General features: G+C 73.2%; 19 protein-coding genes. 7 read left to right on the plus strand and 12 right to left on the minus strand.

Going from position 1 to position 18,044, the window contains the following annotated elements; translation table 11 throughout:
* Window position 1 precedes the first annotated feature (1 nt).
* The gene (locus HS99_RS19765; RefSeq protein WP_030280970.1) at window positions 2-1,294 is read right to left on the minus strand and encodes an MFS transporter; all 1,293 of its coding nucleotides are present in this window, start codon (window positions 1,292-1,294) and stop codon (window positions 2-4) included.
* Window positions 1,295-1,386: 92 nt separating this feature from the next.
* On the opposite strand from HS99_RS19765, the gene HS99_RS19770 reads away from it, so the two are divergent.
* The 3 genes from HS99_RS19770 (at window position 1,387) to HS99_RS19780 (ending at window position 4,190) form a co-directional block, all read left to right on the plus strand.
* Window positions 1,387-2,355, plus strand: coding sequence for a LysR family transcriptional regulator (locus HS99_RS19770; protein ID WP_078938792.1), 969 nt, complete (start codon window positions 1,387-1,389; stop codon window positions 2,353-2,355).
* Between the two features lie 105 nt (window positions 2,356-2,460).
* Window positions 2,461-3,618, plus strand: coding sequence for an adenosine deaminase (locus HS99_RS19775; protein ID WP_030553160.1), 1,158 nt, complete (start codon window positions 2,461-2,463; stop codon window positions 3,616-3,618).
* A 212-nt stretch (window positions 3,619-3,830) separates the two neighbouring features.
* Window positions 3,831-4,190, plus strand: a complete 360-nt coding sequence (locus HS99_RS19780) for a hypothetical protein (RefSeq protein WP_030280973.1) — start codon at window positions 3,831-3,833, stop codon at window positions 4,188-4,190.
* 85 nt (window positions 4,191-4,275) lie between these two features.
* Here HS99_RS19780 and HS99_RS19785 read toward each other — a convergent pair whose 3' ends face one another.
* Window positions 4,276-4,461 carry a PspC domain-containing protein gene (locus tag HS99_RS19785; protein ID WP_030280974.1) on the minus strand — a complete coding sequence of 62 codons (186 nt, stop codon included), beginning with the start codon at window positions 4,459-4,461 and terminating at the stop codon, window positions 4,276-4,278.
* Between the two features lie 380 nt (window positions 4,462-4,841).
* Between HS99_RS19785 and HS99_RS19790 the strand changes: the two genes are divergently transcribed.
* Window positions 4,842-6,212: a hypothetical protein gene (locus tag HS99_RS19790; RefSeq protein WP_051835532.1), complete on the plus strand. Its 1,371-nt coding sequence runs from the start codon at window positions 4,842-4,844 to the stop codon at window positions 6,210-6,212.
* Window positions 6,213-6,288: 76 nt separating this feature from the next.
* Here the strand turns inward: HS99_RS19790 and HS99_RS19795 are convergent, their stop codons facing one another.
* Window positions 6,289-6,798: a hypothetical protein gene (locus tag HS99_RS19795; RefSeq protein ID WP_050366742.1), complete on the minus strand. Its 510-nt coding sequence runs from the start codon at window positions 6,796-6,798 to the stop codon at window positions 6,289-6,291.
* Window positions 6,799-6,952: 154 nt separating this feature from the next.
* On the opposite strand from HS99_RS19795, the gene HS99_RS19800 reads away from it, so the two are divergent.
* A complete protein-coding gene (locus tag HS99_RS19800; protein WP_030280978.1) occupies window positions 6,953-7,600 on the plus strand; it encodes a PhzF family phenazine biosynthesis protein in 648 nt (215 codons plus the stop codon).
* A gap of 159 nt (window positions 7,601-7,759) precedes the next feature.
* On the opposite strand, the gene HS99_RS19805 is transcribed toward HS99_RS19800, so the two are convergent.
* From HS99_RS19805 to HS99_RS19820, 4 genes are all read right to left on the minus strand, one after another.
* Window positions 7,760-8,380 carry a VanZ family protein gene (locus HS99_RS19805; RefSeq protein WP_050366743.1) on the minus strand — a complete coding sequence of 207 codons (621 nt, stop codon included), beginning with the start codon at window positions 8,378-8,380 and terminating at the stop codon, window positions 7,760-7,762.
* A 106-nt stretch (window positions 8,381-8,486) separates the two neighbouring features.
* Window positions 8,487-8,807 (minus strand): hypothetical protein, encoded by a 321-nt coding sequence (locus HS99_RS19810; RefSeq protein ID WP_030280982.1) that lies wholly within the window; start codon window positions 8,805-8,807, stop codon window positions 8,487-8,489.
* Window positions 8,804-10,345 carry an ATP-binding protein gene (locus HS99_RS19815; protein ID WP_046386472.1) on the minus strand — a complete coding sequence of 514 codons (1,542 nt, stop codon included), beginning with the start codon at window positions 10,343-10,345 and terminating at the stop codon, window positions 8,804-8,806. Before HS99_RS19815 ends, HS99_RS19810 begins: the two co-directional genes overlap by 4 nt.
* Before the next feature lie 40 nt (window positions 10,346-10,385).
* Entirely contained in the window at window positions 10,386-11,063 is a 678-nt protein-coding gene (locus tag HS99_RS19820; protein ID WP_030257458.1) for a response regulator, read from the minus strand.
* Window positions 11,064-11,335: 272 nt separating this feature from the next.
* On the opposite strand from HS99_RS19820, the gene HS99_RS19825 reads away from it, so the two are divergent.
* Window positions 11,336-12,301: a SigE family RNA polymerase sigma factor gene (locus HS99_RS19825; RefSeq protein ID WP_370863277.1), complete on the plus strand. Its 966-nt coding sequence runs from the start codon at window positions 11,336-11,338 to the stop codon at window positions 12,299-12,301.
* Window positions 12,302-12,513: 212 nt separating this feature from the next.
* Here HS99_RS19825 and HS99_RS19830 read toward each other — a convergent pair whose 3' ends face one another.
* From HS99_RS19830 to deoC, 5 genes are all read right to left on the minus strand, one after another.
* Window positions 12,514-13,152 carry an ATP-binding protein gene (locus HS99_RS19830; protein ID WP_078867159.1) on the minus strand — a complete coding sequence of 213 codons (639 nt, stop codon included), beginning with the start codon at window positions 13,150-13,152 and terminating at the stop codon, window positions 12,514-12,516.
* Window positions 13,153-13,199: 47 nt separating this feature from the next.
* Window positions 13,200-13,607 (minus strand): hypothetical protein, encoded by a 408-nt coding sequence (locus HS99_RS19835; protein ID WP_030280991.1) that lies wholly within the window; start codon window positions 13,605-13,607, stop codon window positions 13,200-13,202.
* 215 nt (window positions 13,608-13,822) lie between these two features.
* Window positions 13,823-14,728, minus strand: a complete 906-nt coding sequence (locus HS99_RS19840; protein ID WP_030280994.1) for an aldehyde dehydrogenase family protein — start codon at window positions 14,726-14,728, stop codon at window positions 13,823-13,825.
* Window positions 14,721-16,202, minus strand: coding sequence for an aldehyde dehydrogenase family protein (locus HS99_RS19845; protein ID WP_046386471.1), 1,482 nt, complete (start codon window positions 16,200-16,202; stop codon window positions 14,721-14,723). Before HS99_RS19845 ends, HS99_RS19840 begins: the two co-directional genes overlap by 8 nt.
* Window positions 16,203-16,207: 5 nt before the next feature.
* The gene (gene deoC, locus HS99_RS19850; RefSeq protein WP_030280997.1) at window positions 16,208-17,194 is read right to left on the minus strand and encodes a deoxyribose-phosphate aldolase; all 987 of its coding nucleotides are present in this window, start codon (window positions 17,192-17,194) and stop codon (window positions 16,208-16,210) included.
* 167 nt (window positions 17,195-17,361) lie between these two features.
* On the opposite strand from deoC, the gene HS99_RS19855 reads away from it, so the two are divergent.
* Window positions 17,362-18,042, plus strand: a complete 681-nt coding sequence (locus HS99_RS19855; RefSeq protein ID WP_030280999.1) for a PH domain-containing protein — start codon at window positions 17,362-17,364, stop codon at window positions 18,040-18,042.
* Window positions 18,043-18,044 lie beyond the last annotated feature (2 nt).

The raw sequence follows: 18,044 nt of genomic DNA on the forward strand, positions 1-18,044 counted from the left end.
GTCAAGCGTCCGCGACCGCTCGCCTCGTGGTATGGGCCTGGTGGGTGGCGTAGAGAGTGACCGCCGCAGCCAGGGTCATGGCGGTGAGCCCGACGGTGGCGGCGCCGGGCCAGCCGGTGGAGTGGTAGGCGTCGGCGCCGAGGGTGCCGCCGAGGCTGTTGCCGAGGTAGTAGGCGATCAGGTAGAGGGCGGAGGCCTGGGCACGTCCCTCGGTGGCGGTGCGGCCGACGGCGGCGGAGGCGGTGGCGTGGCCGGCGAAGAAGCCCGCGGTGATCAGGACCAGGCCGAGCAGGGCGCAGGGCAGCGAGTCGGCGAGCGAGAGCAGCAGGCCGGCGGCGGTGACGCCGATGGCGACGTAGAGGGCGCCGCGCCGGCCGAGGCGGGCGGAGAGGCGCCCGGCCGCGGCGGAGGTGCCGGTGCCCACCAGGTAGACCACGAAGATCGAGGCGGCGATCGACTCCGGCAGGTGGAACGGGGCGGCGATCAGCCGGTAGCCGACGGTGTTGTAGACGGCTCCGAACACCGCCATGAAGAGCATCCCGAGCGCGTACAGCCGCACCAGCAGCGGGTTGCGCAGGTGCCGGCCGACCGTACGGGCGAGCGCGCGGGCGTCCACCGGGGCCGGGGTGAAGTGCCGGGCGGCGGGGATCAGCAGCCGGAAGGCGAGCGCGGCGAGCAGGGCGAGGGCGGCGGACGCGGCCAGGCCCCAGCGCCAGCCGAGGGCGGCGGCGGTCCAGCCGGAGAGCAGCCGGCCGCCCATGCCGCCGATGCTGTTGCCGGCCACGTACAGGCCCATCGCGGAGGCCAGTGCGCTGGGGTGGACCTCCTCGGCGAGGTAGGCCATCGCGGTGGCGGGCAGGCCGGCGAGCGCGGCGCCCTGGACGACGCGCAGCGCGACGAGGGTGGTGAGGTCGGGCGCGAAGGGCAGGGCGACGGCGAGGGCGGAGGCGGCGAGGGTGGAGGCCGTCATCACCGCGGTGCGGCCGTACCGGTCGGACAGCGCGCTGGCGGGGAGAAGTCCGAGGGCGAGTCCGAGGGTGGCTGCGGAGGCCGTCCAGCTGGCCTGGCCGGGGGTGAGGTCGAGGTCGGCCGAGAGGACCGGCAGCAGGCCCTGGGTGGAGTAGAGGAGGACGAAGGTCGCGATCCCGGCGGCGAACAGGGCGAGGTTGGCGCGGCGGAAGTCGCGCTGGCCGGGGCGGTGGCGGTCGTCGTGGCCGAGGCCGAGGGCGCCGGGGGTGCGGGCGGTGGAGGCATCCGGGGCGGGCGCGGATGCCCTGGTATCGGAGGGCTGCATGACGTCGACGGTAGGCCTGGCCTGGTTGATGCGTCCAATGCATGAACAGTGGATGATCGATGCGCTGGCGTATGAGTTGAGGTGAGGCGCTGATGACCGTGGCGGATGTGCCGGACGGAACGGAGCAGCGGTACCGGGCGGCCGAGTTGGGGCCGGACGAGCCCGCCGTGCTGCTGGCGCCGCGGCTGGCGCAGTTCGCCGCGGTGGCCCGGCTGGAGCACGTGACGCAGGCGGCGGCGCTGCTCGGGGTGCCGCAGCCGACGCTGTCGCGGGCGGTGGCCCGGCTGGAGGGGGAGCTGGGGGTGGACCTGCTGGCCCGTCAGGGCCGGACGGTCCGGCTGACCAGGGCGGGCCGGCTGCTGCTGGCCTCGGTGGAGCGGGCGCTGGCGGAGCTGGAGCGCGGCGCGGAGGCGGCCCGGGCGGAGGCGGACCCGGCGGCGGGGAGGGTGGCCTTCGGCTTCCTGCACACGATGGGCCCGGACGCCGTCCCGGCGCTGCTGCGGGGCTTCCGGGCGGCGCACCCGCAGGTGCGGTTCCAGCTGGTGCAGGACTACGGCACGGCGATGCTGGAGCGGTTGCGGGCGGGCGAGTTGGACCTGTGCCTGGTGGCGCCGCTGCCGGACGACCCGGCCTTCACCGCCCGCCCGCTGGACGAGCAGCGGCTGCACCTGGTCGTCCCGGCGGACCACCGGCTGGCCGGGCGGCGGCGGATCCGGCTGGCGGAGGTGGCCGAGGAGCCGTTCGTCGGCCTGGAGCAGGGGTACGGGCTGCGCATGATCACGGACGGTTTCTGTGCCCGGGCCGGGTTCGTGCCCCGGCTGGCCTTCGAGGGGGAGGAGACCGAGACCCTGCGCGGGCTGGTGGCGGCCGGGCTGGGGGTGGCGCTGCTGCCGCCGGCCCTGGTGCCGCGGCCGGGGGTGGTGGAGCTGGAGGTCACCGCGCCGCGGACCCGGCGGGCGATCGGCCTGGCCTGGGCGACGGGCAGGCCGCTGACGCCGCCGGTGGCGGCGTTCCGGGACTTCGTGCTGTCCCGGCGGGGGCGGCTGCTGCACCACGACTGATTTGGCGGATCGTATGGACCGGGAGGAGGAATTCCGGGCGGACTTTGGACCATCCGGTGGTGTCCGCAGTAGGATATCTACGCGCGTAGGGGCTATATTTCCGCAATGGAGAAGCAGATCCCCGTCACCACCGCGGGCACGGGCCCGCGCATTCCCACCCCGGAACAGATCCGCCGCGCGCCGAAGGTCCTGCTGCACGACCACCTCGACGGCGGACTGCGCCCGGAGACCGTGGTCGAGCTCGCCGCCGCGACCGGCTACGAAGGCCTCCCCACCACCGACGTCAAGGAACTCGGCGAGTGGTTCCGCGAGGCCGCCGACTCCGGCTCGCTGGTGCGCTACCTGGAGACCTTCGCGCACACCTGTGCCGTCATGCAGACCCGCGAGGCCCTGGCCAAGGTCGCCGCCGACTGCGCCGAGGACCTGGCCGCCGACGGCGTCGTGTACGCCGAGGTCCGCTACGCCCCCGAACAGCACCTGGAGGGCGGCCTGACCCTGGACGAGGTCGTCGAGGCCGTCCAGGAGGGCTTCCGCCTCGGCGAGGCCAACGCCCGCGCGGCCGGCAACCGGATCCGCATCGGCACCCTGATCACCGCGATGCGGCACGCCGCCCGCTCGCAGGAGATCGCCGAGCTGGCCAACCGCCACCGCGACCAGGGCGTCGTCGGCTTCGACATCGCGGGTGCCGAGGCCGGCTATCCCCCCACCCGCCACCAGGCCGCCTTCGACTACCTCAAGGGCGAGAACAACCACTTCACCATCCACGCGGGCGAGGCCTTCGGTCTCCCGTCGATCTGGGAGGCCCTGCAGTGCTGTGGCGCCGACCGGCTCGGCCACGGGGTGCGGATCGTGGACGACATCACGGTCAACGAGGACGGCAGCGTCGAGCTGGGCCGGCTGGCCGCCTACGTGCGCGACAAGCGCATCCCGCTGGAGATGTGCCCGACCTCCAACCTCCAGACGGCGGCCGCCACTTCGTACGCCGAGCACCCGATCGGGCTGCTCAGCCGGCTGAAGTTCCGGGTCACCGTGAACACCGACAACCGGCTGATGAGCGGCACCAGCATGAGCCAGGAGTTCGGGCACCTGGTGGACGCCTTCGGCTACACGCTGGGCGACATGGAGTGGTTCACGGTGAACGCGATGAAGTCCGCGTTCCTGCCGTTCGACGAGCGACTGGCGATGATCAACGACGTGATCAAGCCGGGCTACGCCGAGCTCAAGGCGGAGTGGCTGTTCAGCGTGGGTACCGGCGGAAACTGAGCCGGTGCGGCCCGGCGGTCGGGTGAACGCCGCTTCCTCGAAAGGGAGTTGGCGTTCATCCGACTAGTCACTCGAGTGAGTGAACGCCCTTTGGTTCCCACGCGACCCTGTCACTACGGTGTGCCAGTCATTGCTGACAGTTCGTGGCGGCGGTCGCCCGTTCGCCGGACCGCGCGACGTCGGCCACCGATGAGGACCCAAGGGGACGAACCATGAAGCAGGCTCTCAAGGCCGCCGGCACCGCGGCGCTCGGCATCGCCATCGCGGCGGTCGGCGCCGGCACCGCCTCCGCGGCCGGCCAGGCGACCGGCGGCCTCGGGCTGCCCACCGGCGCGGTCACGAACCCCGCGGTGACCGGCGCGGTTACCGACACCGCCGCCAAGCTGCCCGGCGGGGACAAGGTCGCCGGCACGCTCGGCACCCTGGCCCCGACCGCCGGCCAGTCCGTGCCCGCCGGCGCCACCCCGATCGCCGGTGTCACCCAGCAGCGCACCGGCATCCCGTCCATCCCCGGCCTGGACAAGACCCCCGTCGGGGGGCTGACCGGCGTCCTGCCCGGCCTGGGCGGCTGATCCCGGCCACCGGTACGACGACGGGCCGCCCGCCCCGGGGTCTTCCGGGGCGGGCGGCCCGTCGCCGTGCCCAGCCCGTACGGCCTCACGGCTCCTGGGGGAGTAGCACCCACAGCGCGAGGTAGATCAGGAACTGCGGGCCGGGCAACAGGCAGGAGAGCAGGAAGATCAGCCGGACGGTGAACGGCGCCAGGCCGAAGCGCTCGGCGATCCCGGCGCAGACGCCGGCGATGACGCGGTTGTGGCGGGGACGGGCGAGGCGGGCGGTCATGTCTGCTCCCTGGGCTTTCCGCCCGGCCGGTCGGTCCGGCGGGCATACCTCCATGTTCCGCCGCCGAAGGCCCGGAATCCTCCGCCCACCAGGCGATTCCCGACCCCGACGGGTCACCGGGAAGGCGTAGGCCCGCGTCGGGGTCCGTCTCAGGGGTGCCCCGGAGACCGGCGGGGCGCCGGTCGGCCCGGGCGGCGGTCCGGTCCGGAGCGTGCGGGCGCGGAGGGCCAGTTCACGGAGCCGTCCGACCCGGGGGATATGATTCCGCGGTCGCTGCGGTGGGGGGCATTCGGCGACGCCCGTACGGCCACAAAAGGCCCCTCACGCTTGCGATTTCGCACTCTTACCGGGTTACGCCCGAATTCCTCCGTGAGGTTCCCTTGCGCAACCAGCCCCGCAGAATCCTCGCCGCGGCGGCCACTGCCGCCCTCGTCTCCGGCGTCGCCCTGGCCTCGGGCCCGGCCGCCCTCGCGGCCCCGACGCCCGCCGGTACGACCCAGGGCACCCAGGCCACCTCGCCGGTCACCGTCACCACGAGCGCCTTCCCGGCCGCGGTCAAGCCGGGCACCTCGGTCGAGTTCACCTCGACCCTCAAGAACACCGCCGACCACCAGATGGACGTGACGACCGCCTTCAGCCTCTCGACGGTCCGCGGCAGCGGCCCCAGGCCGAGCCAGCTCAAGCTGGAGTACCAGCGCCCCGGCAGCACGCAGTGGCAGGACGCCAGGGCGACCACCACCGACGCCGGCGGATTCTGGGAGCTGGACGAGTTCGCGACCCAGCTGCACCTGGCGGCCGGTGCCGAGGCCACCTACCGGCTGCGGCTGAGCTTCACCGCCGACGCCGCTCCCGGGCCGGCCTCCGCCGGCCTCCTCGCGATGGTCTCGGACCCCACCCTCCCCCCGGAGCAGCGCATCACCCAGGCCTGGGGCACCACCCCGTTCTTCACCGTCGAGAGCGGCACCCCCACCCCGGTGCCCACGCCCGCCGCCACGGCGGACGTCAGGCTCGGCGGGGTGCCCGCCGTCTTCACGGCGGGCGCGGCGGCGAAGCCGCTCAAGCTGGTGCTGACCAACAACAGCGGCAAGGACCTCCGGATCGTGCCCGTGCTGGTGTTCCAGGGGCAGACGGTCCTCCCCTCCGAGACCGTCAGGTTCGAGTTCCAGGGTCCGAACGGGAACTGGGTCGAGGGCACCCCCGGAGGCGACTCGGACCACCCCACCTGGCAGTACCAGGCGCTGCGGACGGGCGACAAGGACAGCGAGGTCATCACCCTGCCGAAGGGCGGGACCAGGACGATCAACCTCCGGCTGGCCTTCACCAAGGACGCTCCGGCCCTCGCCGAGTCCCTGGTCGCCGTCGTGGGCACCCAGCCCGGTGCCGGCGAGAGCGTGGCCGAGGCGTCCAGCCCGAAGGCCGACTTCAACATCGTGGGCCCGGCGGCCCCCACCGGCACCCCGGCCCCCACCACGCCCGCCGCCGACACGGCCCCGGCGGCCCCCGACCCGTCCACGGCCCCCGTCGCCGTCCCGGCCGCGCAGGTCACCACCGGCGCGCCGAGCCCGGCGGCCGAGACCGCGCAGTCCGCCGCCGGAGCCCCGGCCGCCGTGACCGCCACCCGGCTCGCCTCCACCGGCGGCGGCTCCTCCTCCGCCCCGATGGCCATCACCGGCGCGACCGCGATCGCCCTCGGCATCGGCACCCTGCTCGTGGCCCGCCGCCGCAACGGCGCCCAGGGCGCCCGCAACTGACCGGGTACGGCCGAAGGCCCGTCCGTCACCCGCTGCGGAACGGGAACGGACGGGCCTTCGGCCTTCGCGCGGCGGCTCAGCCGGCCGGTTGCTGCGGCGGCTGCGGCTGGGCGTACGGGTTGTCCGCCACCGGCTGGGCCGGCGCGCCCGGCTGGTAGGGCGAGGCACCCTGCGGCGGCACGGGCTGGCCGGGCTGTCGGGCGACCGGGGCGACCGGGTTGAACGCGGCCGGCTGGGCAGCGCCGGGGGCGTACGGTGCGTTCGGGTTGTACGCCCTGGCCGGCGGGGTCGGCCGGTTCTTCTCGTTGCTGTGCTCGACGATGGCCTTCACGGACGCGACGGTCATGGCGACCGGGAGGATGAATGCCTTGTAGTAGATGGTGTACTCGCTGCCCTCGAAGACGAACACGAGGTAATAGGCATACCCCAGGAATCCGAGGGCGAAGAGGACGTTGAAGGTCCGCAGGCCGACCTTCAGGCCGCCGAGGGGCAGTACCCCGAGAACCAGCATGATGATGCCGCTGAGCGCCAGTAGGACGACGTACCAGGAGAACAGCGGCTGGGCGCTGAAGTCGAGATTGCTCAAGGGGGGTTTCCTGTGGGAGGAGAAATGCGGCGGGACCGCCTGGGGACGAGAGCGCACAGTACTGGAGGCGACCGACATCCGTCGTCGCCTTTTCGTCACGGTGTCGTTGCGCTGCGTCGGCGCCATGTGGGAAAGCTAATTGACGAGGTGGGAAATGACTGATTATGAGGTGCTGCGGGTCTTTTGCGGGCCGGACGGGCAGCACGGGAACGAGCTCGGAGTGGTGCGCGACGGCGCCGCCGTGCCCGGGCGGGCGGCGCGGCAGGAGCTCGCACGTGAACTCGGGTTCAGTGAGACGGTGTTCGTCGACGATCCGGAGCGCGGGGAGATCGACATCTACACCCCGAGCGTGCGCCTGCCGTTCGCGGGCCACCCGTGTGTGGGGACCGCCTGGCTGCTCGGCGTCGGGCAACTGGTCACCGCCGCCGGGGTGGTGGCCGTCCGGCACGAGCGCGGGCTGACCCGGATCGAGGCCCGGCCGGAGTGGGCTCCGGGGCGGACCCTGCGGCAGTACGGTTCGGTGGCCGAGGTGGAGGCACTGGAGGTGCCGCCGCCGGGCGAGTGGATCTACGCCTGGGCCTGGCAGGACGAGACGGCCGGTACGGTCCGGGCGCGGGCCTTCCCCGGCCGGGGCGACGGGATCGACGAGGACGAGGCGACCGGGGCGGCCGCCCTGTTGCTGGCGGCGCACCTCGGACGGGCGCTGACCATCACCCAGGGCCGGGGTTCCCAGCTGATGGCGGGCCCGCGCCCGGGCGGGCTGGTCGAGGTCGGCGGCCGGGTGGTGTCCGCGAGGGGTTGAGTCCGACCCGCCCCGCGTCCCAGGGACGGGCGTCGGATCAGGAGCGACCGGAGGCGAGCGGGCGAGTGACCCGCCCCGAGCCGAAGGACGCGCCGACATCGAAAGGGAGAAGCGAGGGAGCGACGGAGGAGAGAGGGAGCGCCGACCGTCGGTGTCGGATCAGGAGCGACCGGAGGCGAGCGGGCGAGTGGGTGCCGCCGGTTCCGCGTAGGCGCGCGGCCGGGCCACGGGTGCGACCGTCACCGTCGGGGTGACGGTGGTGGCCGTCGGCGGCCCGGCCAGGACGGGCAGCCGCGGGGCCCGCGGCTTCGGCCGGTGGGTCCGCAGCAGGTGGCGCAGGCCGGGGACGAGGGCGAGGTGGGTGATCACCACGCCGAGCACGGCGAACAGTATGTGGTCCACGTTGAGCACGTGTCCGGGCGTCCAGGAGGAGAGGAACTCCAGGCCGGTCGCCAGCAGGGCGGAGACGCCCGTGGTGCGCAGGAAGGACGGCAGCCAGGGGGCCCGGACCCGGCCGCCGGTCAGCGGGAGCAGGACGCCGAGCGGGGCGAGCAGCAGGAACTCGCCGACCACCTGCCAGGTGGTGGAGGAGCGGAGCGAGGCCAGCGGGGTGAGGTTGGCGTCGTACACCCAGGCGACCGGCAGCGGTCTGAGCACGAGCCAGAGCACCAGCGTCAGGTGGAGGGCCAGGCCCGCCAGCCCGGCCAGCCGGAGGGAATGGTGGACTGCCGCCGCCGGCCCGGTCTGGGGCCGCGCGCCGGAACGCCCGTCGCGTGTCACGGGGCCCGTCCCATCTCGCTGCACGGCGGGAAGGACGTGAGCCGGTGGCGCGCCGGTTCCACCCCGGACGTGAACATTCCAGGGCGCGCCCCCGTTTCCCACTCCGCTACCGGCACGGCGCGGACGTCGGCACCGCGCTGAACACGTTGTCCGGCGGTGGCGAGCCCGGCGGCACCGGGGTCGGCGAGGGGCTCGGACTGACGCCCGCCTTGGCCGCGCCGCGGGCCGGGCCGGGGGTCGGGGCCGGGACGGTCGGGGTGGCCAGGGCGGTCGGTATGTGCGGGGCGGTCGGGCAGGCCGTCCGGCTGGCGGGTGCGCCGGCGTCGACCGGTACGGCGGTCGGCCGGATGCCGCAGCCGGAGGCCAGGGCGAGCAGGAACAGCACGCCGGCGGTGCGGCGCAGGGTGGTGCGGGTGGGGGAGGTCACGTGGCGTCCTTGTGCTCGTCGTCGCCGGCGGGGCCGCCTTCGGCCCCGCCCGCGGACGGCGGCGGTGGTGGGGTCAGTGGCAGGGTGAGGGTGAACACCGCGCCGACCTCCCCGTTCGCCGCCGTGATCGTCCCCCCGTGGATCTGTGCGTTGGCCATGGCGATGGACAGGCCCAGGCCGCTGCCCTCCGAGCGGGCCCGCCCCCGGTCGGCCTTGTAGAAGCGGTCGAAGACGTGCGGCAGCACGTCCTCGGGGATGCCGGGGCCGCTGTCGGAGACCTCGACCACGACCGTGTCCTCGGTCTGCCGGACCTTGACCCGCACGGGCGAGCCGCCGTGCTTGAGGGCGTTGCCGATCAGGTTGGCGAAGACCACGTCGAGTCGGCGCGGGTCGACCACGGCCAGGATGCCGCGCGGGGCGTCCAGTTCGACCGCGTCGTACCAGGCCCGGCCGTCGATGCAGGACATGATCAGGTCGGCGACGTCCACCTCGTCGGCGACCAGCTTGGCGGTGCCCGCGTCGAAGCGGGTGACCTCCATCAGGTTCTCCACCAGGTCGGACAGCCGCCGGGTCTCGCTGACCACGAGCCGGACGGCCGGCTCGATCATCGGGTCCAGCGACTCGGCCTCGTCCTCCAGGATGTCGGTCACCGCGGTCATCGCGGTCAGCGGGGTGCGCAGCTCGTGCGACATGTCGGCGACGAACCGCCGGCTCTGCGCCTCGCGCGCGCTCAGCTCCTCGACCTGCTCGTGCAGCGACTCCGCGGCCCGGTTGAACGTCCTGGCCAGGTCGGCGAGTTCGTCCGAGCCCTCGACCTCCAGCCGGGTGTCCAGGTGGCCCTCGCCGAGCCGCTTGGCGGCCTCGCCGAGCCGCTTGACCGGCCGCAGCACGGTCGCCGAGGCGGCCTGGGCGAGCAGTGCCGAGCCGATCAGTGCCAGCAGCGTCGCGATGGCCAGCGACCAGCCCAGCGTGTTGAGATCGGCCCGCTCGTTCTCCAGCGACTTGAACATGTACGCCGTCGGACCGTTCGGCAGCACCTTGGTGCCGCCGATCACGAACGGGCGGCCCTGCAGGTTCTGCCGCTGCCAGTACAGGTGGTACGGGTACGGGTTGCTCTCGGTGACCTCGCGCGGCTTGGCGACGGTGGACTGCAGCGGCGCCGGGACGTCGGCCAGGGTGAAGTGCGTCGGGTCGGAGGAGGCCGGGCACTCCGGGTGCGCCCCGTCCACCACGACCACGTCGTAGGTCAGGCCGGAGCTCGCCACGGTGGAGGCCAGCGCGGCGAGCTCCGGACAACTGGCGTTCAGCGGCAGGTCGGAGACGTTGCGGCTGAGCGAGACCCGGAAGTCGTTCAGCGCGGTGTCCTGGGCGCGCTTGAGCACCGCGTCGCGGTTCAGCCAGTACGCGATGCCGGAGGCCGAGACGGCGGCGAGCAGCGCGACGGCCGCGAACACCGCGATCAGCCGCACCCGCAGGGAGCGCAGCCGTCGCCACCGGCCGGACGAGAACCGCCGGGCAGTCTGCTGATGGTCAGTCACAAGAGCCTGTCGTCGTACGGGAGTTCAGAATGGAATGGGATCAGGCCGGCGGGTCCAGCCGGTAGCCGACGCCGCGCACGGTGCGGATCAGCGTCGGCGCGGACGGCACGTCCTCGACCTTGGCCCGCAGCCGCTGCACGCAGGCGTCCACCAGGCGGGAGTCGCCGAGGTAGTCGTGCTCCCAGACCAGCCGCAGCAGCTGCTGGCGGGAGAGCGCCTGGCCGGGGCGGCGGCTGAGCTCCAGCAGCAGTCGCAGTTCGGTCGGGGTGAGCTGGAGGTCCTGGCCGTCCTTGGTGACGGTCATCGCGGCCCGGTCGATCACCACGCTGCCGTAGGCGGAGGAGTCCGAGCTCTCCCGCTCGCCGCGCCGCAGCACCGCCCGGATCCGGGCGTCCAGCACGCGCGGTTGCACCGGCTTCACCACGTAGTCGTCGGCGCCGGACTCCAGGCCCACGACCACGTCGATGTCGTCGGAGCGCGCGGTGAGCAGGATGATCGGCAGCTGGTCGGTGCGGCGGATCCGACGGCAGACCTCGAAGCCGTCGATGCCGGGCAGCATCACGTCCAGCACGATCAGGTCGGGCCGCTGCTCCTTGAAGAGCCTCAGACCGTCCTCGCCGGAGGCGGCGGTGGCCACGCGGTGGCCCTGGCGGGTGAGGGCGAGTTCGAGGCCGGTCCGGATGGCGTCGTCGTCCTCGATCAGTAGGAGGAAAGGCACGGGCCCATTTTGGCTTACCGGAAGCGCCGAATCACCCCCCGGATCGGTCACCGCCCGTACGGGAACCGGAAGAAGGGCCGCCGGCGTCCGGTACGGAGGGAGCCGGACCGGGACGAAGGGCCCGCCCCCTGTGACACCCCTGTGACAGTCGGCGGACAGCGCCATCACAACCGGCGGGCAGGATTTTCCATGTCGCCGCAGGACAGCGGGCCGCAAGGGCCGGCTGGAGGGCGGCAACAGGAACCGCTCGTACCGAACCAAGGGGGCGCACGATGAACGCCATGCTTCAGACCCGGACCAACCCGGCTGTCCGCACCGCGCGTTCGTCAGCGACCACCCACCGGACCCGGTACGAGATCAGGACCGACGAGAACTCCGGTGCCGTGACCGTACGGGGGTGCGCGCACAGCACCGGTGGAAACCCTGTCGCCCGCCGGGTGAGCGGCGGCGGCAGGACGGGGGAGCTGTACGGGGTCGGCCGACTGGGGAGTGCGGTCGACTCCGCCAACACCCTCACGCTGCGGGGGATCCTCCCCGTCCGCGCCGAGGGCAAGGACAGCCGGGGGAACAACGGCCTGCGGGCGGTCGGTTCGGGGGAGCCGGCCGGTCGCGAGGCCGCCGGTGCGACGCTGTTGCGGCTGAACCCCGCACCGGCCCGCACCGCCGAGGCGGGACAGGGAGACGCGCAGGGGGAGCACTCGGCCGTCGCGGAGGACCACATCACTGAGTTCACCGCGTACGTGCGCGAGCGCCGCGCCTCCCTGTACGCCACGGCGTACCACCTCACCGGTGACCGCTACGAGGCCGAGGACCTGCTGCAGAGCGCGCTCTTCAGCACCTACCGCGCCTGGGGCCGGATCACCGACAAGGCCGCGGTCGGGGGCTACCTCCGCCGCACCATGACCAACCTGCACATCTCCGCCTGGCGGCGCCGCAAGGTCAACGAGTACCCGACCGAGGAGCTGCCGGAGACGGCCGGCGACACCGACGCGATGGGCGGCACCGAGCTGCGCACCGTGCTCTGGCAGGCGCTGGCGAAGCTGCCGGAGAACCAGCGGACCATGCTGGTGCTGCGGTACTACGAGGGCAAGACCGACCCGGAGATCGCCGACGTGCTGGGGATCAGCGTCGGCACGGTCAAGAGCAGCATCTGGCGCGCGCTGCGCCGGCTTCGCGACGACGAGCACCTGAACAAGTCGGGCGACACCGTCCGGGCGTTCGGCGAGCTGGTCGCGTAGGACCACGCGTAGGACCAGGGGGACAGGACTCCCGTCGGGGGACGGGTAGCGGACGGTTACGGTTCGGGGGCGCCGGCTCGGGGGAGCGGTGCCTGTGGGGAGCCGAGGCCGTTCGGCAGGCGACGGCCCGGTGCGGGGGAGACGCACCGGGCCCGTCGTCGTTCTCGTCGGCGGGCCGCCGTTCCGTCGGCCCGGCTTTCCGCCGCCGGCGTTCAGGCCGCGGAGAGCTCCAGCGGCCCGGCCGCCGCGCGAACCCGCCGCTCGGCCTCCGCTCCGGCGCACGGGTACGAGCCGAGTTCGACCTGCCGGCCGACGATGGCCCGCTCGGCCCGCATCAGCCGGAAGCCCCGGCGCAGCAGCACCGGCAGCGACTTGCGGCCCTCGCGGACGTCCCGGCGCAGTCGACGCCAGGCCGTGGTGAGCGCGCCGTTGCGCAGGCACAGGGCGTCCCCGAGCAGGCCCTCGGCCGCGCACTCGGCGACGATCTCGGCGGCGAATATGCCCTCGGCGATGAACGCGGTCGCGCCGCCCAGGTCCAGCGGGCGGGTGGAGACCCGGCCGTTGTCCGGGATCGAGTACACCGGCACCTCGGTGCGCCCCTGCTCGTACAGTGCGCGGATGGCGGCGACGGCCTGGTCGCGGTGCCAGGCGAGCGGGGAGTCCCAGTCCACGGCGCCGTCGGGCAGCCGGGGCAGGGTGGGGTCGTCCCCGTCCTTGTAGAAGTCGTCCAGCTGGAGCACCGGCAGCCCGCTGCGCTCGGCCAGCGAGGACTTCCCCGATCCGGAGGGCCCGGAGAGCAGGATCACCCGGGCATGGGCCGTCGGCGCGGGATTCATGGGGGAGTCACTCACGGGACACCAGTCTGACGCATCCCGGCCGGTTGCCGAAACCGTCCGGCTCACACCTTCTGCGTCTCGGGACGGGCGAAGGCGAGGTGGACCACCGGCAGGTAGCGGCTGTCGACCTGGAGGTACACCGGGCGGCCGCCCCCGGGCGGCTGGTAGGCGGTGGCGGCCCAGTCCTGGGAGTGCCAGGTGTCGGGCTCGGGCTCGTGGAAGGTGCCCCCGGTGGGCAGATCGACGTGACCAAGGACACGGAAGCCGAAGCTCACCGCCGCGGCACCCGGGGTGATGCCCAACCTGCCGTTGACGTACACGCGTTGCCAGCCGGGCCGCTCGGACCGGGCCGAACAGGGCACCCGTACCGGCTTCCCCGCGGCCAGTCGGCGGCGGACCCGGGCCACGTGCCACCTGCGGACGAACCCGTCCGCGAACAGCGGCATCAGCTCGGCGATCAACTCTCCCACGGCGCCCCCCCTCGACGGTGTCGGTACCGAGGATTGTGGTCCGGACGCATGCGCACGGCGAGCGCCGAAAGTCGGCGGGAACGGTGACGAAAGTCGACGGACCCGCGCCAGGGGGGAGAGGCGCGGGTCCGTCCAATGACCGCCCGGGCCCTGGGGGGAGAGGGCGCTGGGGACGGCCAGTCTGTGGAGTTGTGACGCGGTGGAGCGGGGGAGGGTCAGATCCCCATCGGGTGCCAGACCGTCTTCGTCTCCAGGAACGAGAGTAGCCGGTCCGTACCGGGCGCATTGGTCCAGTCCTGGGCGAACGGGTCCAGCTCCGGACGGACCACCCGCTTCAGGGTATCGGCGGCGGCGGCCTCCAGGGCGGCCGCCGCGCCGGGGCCGTCGGCGGCGATGGCCCCGGTGAGGTCCAGCGCGTTGACGTCCTGGTGCGAGGCCAGGGTGGGGGCGATGTCCGCGGTACGGCCCGAGATGATGTTGACCACGCCGCCCGGGACGTCCGAGGTGGCGAGCACCTCGCCCAGCGACAGCGCGGGCAGCGGGGCGTCCGCGGCGGCCGCGACCACGACCGTGTTGCCGGTGGCGATCGCCGGGGCGATCACCGAGACCAGGCCGAGCAGCGAGTGCCCGTACCCGGCCTGTGGGGCGACGATCCCGACCACGCCGGTGGGCTCCGGGGTGGAGAGGTTGAAGTACGGCCCGGCGACGGGGTTGGCGCCGCCCGCGATCTGGGCGACCTTGTCCGTCCAGCCCGCGTACCAGACCCAGCGGTCGATCGCGGCGTCCACCAGCGCGGCGGCCTTCTTCGGGCCGACGCCCTCGGAGAGCGACACCTCGGCGGCGAACTGCTCGCGCCGGCCCTGCAGCATCTCGGCCACCCGGTACAGCACCTGGCCGCGGTTGTACGCGGTGGTGCCGGCCCAGCCCTTGACCGCCGCGCGGGCGGCCAGGACGGCGTCACGGGCGTCCTTGCGGGTGCCCAGCGGGGCGTTGGCGAGCCACTCGCCCTTCGAGTCGGTCACCTCGTACACCCGTCCGCTCTCGGAGCGCGGGAACTTCCCGCCGACGTACAGCTTGTAGGTCTTGAGGACGTCAAGACGCGCAAAGGTCGTGTCAGACATCGAGGTAGGCCTCCAGACCGTGGCGGCCACCCTCGCGGCCGTAGCCCGACTCCTTGTAGCCGCCGAACGGCGAGGTCGGGTCGAACTTGTTGAAGGTGTTGGCCCAGACCACACCGGCCTTGAGCCTGTTGGCCATCCAGAGGATGCGCGAGCCCTTCTCCGTCCAGATGCCGGCGGAGAGGCCGTACGGGGTGTTGTTGGCCTTCGCGACCGCCTCTTCGGGGGTGCGGAAGGTCAGCACCGACAGCACCGGGCCGAAGATCTCCTCCTGGGCGATCCGGTGGGCCTGGCTGACGCCGGTGAACAGGGTCGGCTTGAACCAGAAGCCGGTACCCGGGAGTTCGCACTCCGGCGACCAGCGGTCCGCGCCCTCGGCCTCGCCGGCGTCGGTCAGCTCGGTGATCCGGGCCAGCTGGGCGGCCGAGTTGATCGCGCCGATGTCGGTGTTCTTGTCCAGCGGGTCGCCGACCCGGAGGGTGGCCATCCGGCGCTTCAGGGCGTCCAGCACCTCGTCCTGGACGGACTCCTGGACCAGCAGGCGCGAGCCCGCGCAGCAGACGTGGCCCTGGTTGAAGAAGATGCCGTTGACGATGCCCTCGACCGCCTGGTCGATCGGCGCGTCGTCGAAGACGATGTTGGCGGCCTTGCCGCCCAGCTCCAGCGACAGCTTCTTGCGGCTGCCGGCCAGCTGCCTGGCGATCGCCCGGCCGACCGGGGTGGAGCCGGTGAAGGCGACCTTGTTGACGTCCGGGTGCGCGGTGAGCGCGGCGCCGGTGCGGCCGTCGCCGGTGACGATGTTGACGACGCCCTTGGGCAGACCGGCCTGGCGGCAGATCTCGGCGAAGCGCAGAGCCGTCAGCGGGGTGGTCTCGGCCGGCTTGAGGACGACCGTGTTGCCGGTCGCCAGCGCGGGCGCGATCTTCCACGCCAGCATCATCAGCGGGAAGTTCCACGGGATGACCTGGCCGGCCACGCCCAGCGGGCGCGGGTTGGCGCCGAAGCCCGCGTAGTCCAGCTTGTCCGCCCAACCCGCGTAGTAGAAGAACCACGCGGCGACGGTCGGGATGTCGAAGTCGCGGGTCTCGCGGATCGGCTTGCCGTTGTCCATCGACTCCAGCACGGCCAGCTCGCGGCTGCGCTCCTGGATGATCCGGGCGATCCGGAACAGGTACTTGGCGCGCTCGCTGCCGGGCAGCGACGACCAGTCGGCGAAGGCCTTGCGGGCGGCGGCGACGGCGCGCTCCACGTCCTCGTCGGTGCCCTGGGCGAACTCGGCGAGCACCTGCTCGGTGGCCGGGTTGACCGTCTTCAGGGCCTCGCTGCCGGAGGAGTCGACGAACTCGCCGCCGATGAAGTGGCCGTAGGAGGTGGCGATGTCGCCCGCGGCCGCGGGGGACTCCGGGGCCGGGGCGTAGGCGAAGAGGCCTCCGGCCGGCTTGGCCACGGGCTCCTCGATGTTCTTCTTCTTGGCCATGGTGATCAGTCCACCGTCACGTAGTCGGGGCCGGAGTAGCGGCCGGTGGCGAGCTTCTGGCGCTGCATCAGCAGGTCGTTGAGCAGGCTGGAGGCGCCGAAGCGGAACCAGTGCGGGCTCAGCCAGTCGTCGCCGAGCGTCTCGTTGACCATCACCAGGTACTTCATGGCGTCCTTGGTGGTCTTGATGCCGCCGGCGGGCTTCACGCCGACCTGGACGCCGGTGGCGGCGCGGAAGTCGCGGACCGCCTCCAGCATCAGCAGGGTGACCGGCGGGGTGGCGTTGACGGCGACCTTGCCGGTGGAGGTCTTGATGAAGTCGGCGCCGGCCAGCATCGCCAGCCACGAGACGCGGCGCACGTTGTCGTACGTCTGCAGCTCGCCGGTCTCGAAGATCACCTTGAGGTGGGCGTAGGTGCCGTCCGGGCGCTTGCACGCCTCCTTGACGGCCACGATCTCGTTGTAGACGTCGAAGTAGCGGCCGGAGAGGAAGGCGCCGCGGTCGATCACCATGTCGATCTCGTCGGCGCCCGCGGCCACCGCGTCGGCGGTGTCGGCGAGCTTGACCGGGAGGGCGGCGCGGCCGGCCGGGAAGGCGGTGGCCACCGAGGCGACCTGGATGTCGGTGCCGCGCAGGGCGTCCTTGGCGGTGGCGACCATGTCCGGGTAGACGCAGATGGCGGCGACGCGCGGGGTGGTCGGGTCGGTCGGGTCGGGGGTCCTGCCCTTGGCGCACAGGGCGCGCACCTTGCCGACCGTGTCCGCGCCCTCCAGCGTGGTCAGGTCGATCATGGAGATCGCCAGGTCGATGGCGTAGGCCTTCGCCGTGGTCTTGATCGAGCGGGTACCGAGGGTGGCGGCTCGCGCCTCAAGGCCGACCTGGTCGACGCCGGGCAGGCCGTGCAGGAAGCGGCGGAGCGAGGCCTCGGACGCCGCAACGTCCGCGAGGCCGCTGCCCGCAACGCCGGGGGCATTGGCTGCAACAGTGGACATAGTCACCAGACCAGCATATCTACGCGCGTAGCCGACCGCTAGGGAGACGACCTTTCCGGCGGGCTTTCGTGGCCGGACCGAGACCTCGGCCACCCGGCGCCCCGGCCCGCCATTCGTGGCCGGACCGAGACCCGCTGGTGAGGGGTGCATGGGGCAGAATCGAGGCCATGACCGAATCCGACGGCAAGCCCCACCAGGGCCCGGCCGCCCCCGGCGGGGACCCCGAGTACGCGGACCGCGTGTACCGCTCCGTCCCCGGCGTGATCTCCGGCGTGCTCCTGCTCGCCGTCGCCGCCTGGCTGATCGGCGACGCGGTGGTGACCGGAACCGGGAAGACCCCGTACGTCGCCCTCGCCGCGGTGCCCGTATTCGCCTTCCCGGTGATCGCCTACACGCTGCGCCCCGCGGTGTTCGCCGGCAGCGACCGCCTGGTCGTCCGCAACCCCTGGCGCACCATCACCGCCCCCTGGGCCTCGGTCGCCGCGCTGCGCGCCGGGTACTCCGTCGAGCTGCTGGCCGGCGAGAAGAAGTACCAGGTGTGGGCCGTCCCGGTCTCGCTGCGCCAGCGCAAGCGCGCCACCCGGGCGCAGAGCCGCGGCAACGCCGAGCACGCCTCCCGGACGGGTCTGGGGCTGGGACTCGCCGGCCGGACCAACCCGGTCGTCCACGGCGCCCCCGACCCCACCCGCGCCTGGTCCGACCAGGTGACGGACGTCCTCCAGGAGATGGCCGAGCGCAACGGCACCCGCCCCGGCGCCGCCGGGCCCGTGGTCGTCCGCTGGTGCTGGTGGGTCATCGCCCCCTCGCTGGTGGGCCTGGTCGCCCTGATCACGGTGATCGTCGTCTGAGC

This window comes from Kitasatospora aureofaciens (assembly GCF_001188955.3).
GTDB classification, from domain to species: Bacteria; Actinomycetota; Actinomycetes; order Streptomycetales; family Streptomycetaceae; genus Kitasatospora; species Kitasatospora aureofaciens.

Bases quoted from the DNA above. Each gene is read 5' to 3' on its own strand.
- HS99_RS19765 (WP_030280970.1), bottom strand. From the start codon at position 1,294: ATGCAGCCCTCCGATACCAGGGCATCCGCGCCCGCCCCGGATGCCTCC.
- HS99_RS19770 (WP_078938792.1), top strand. From the start codon at position 1,387: ATGACCGTGGCGGATGTGCCGGACGGAACGGAGCAGCGGTACCGGGCG.
- HS99_RS19775 (WP_030553160.1), top strand. From the start codon at position 2,461: ATGGAGAAGCAGATCCCCGTCACCACCGCGGGCACGGGCCCGCGCATT.
- HS99_RS19780 (WP_030280973.1), top strand. From the start codon at position 3,831: ATGAAGCAGGCTCTCAAGGCCGCCGGCACCGCGGCGCTCGGCATCGCC.
- HS99_RS19785 (WP_030280974.1), bottom strand. From the start codon at position 4,461: ATGACCGCCCGCCTCGCCCGTCCCCGCCACAACCGCGTCATCGCCGGC.
- HS99_RS19800 (WP_030280978.1), top strand. From the start codon at position 6,953: ATGACTGATTATGAGGTGCTGCGGGTCTTTTGCGGGCCGGACGGGCAG.
- HS99_RS19825 (WP_370863277.1), top strand. From the start codon at position 11,336: ATGAACGCCATGCTTCAGACCCGGACCAACCCGGCTGTCCGCACCGCG.
- HS99_RS19840 (WP_030280994.1), bottom strand. From the start codon at position 14,728: ATGTCTGACACGACCTTTGCGCGTCTTGACGTCCTCAAGACCTACAAG.
- HS99_RS19845 (WP_046386471.1), bottom strand. From the start codon at position 16,202: ATGGCCAAGAAGAAGAACATCGAGGAGCCCGTGGCCAAGCCGGCCGGA.
- deoC (WP_030280997.1), bottom strand. From the start codon at position 17,194: ATGTCCACTGTTGCAGCCAATGCCCCCGGCGTTGCGGGCAGCGGCCTC.
- HS99_RS19855 (WP_030280999.1), top strand. From the start codon at position 17,362: ATGACCGAATCCGACGGCAAGCCCCACCAGGGCCCGGCCGCCCCCGGC.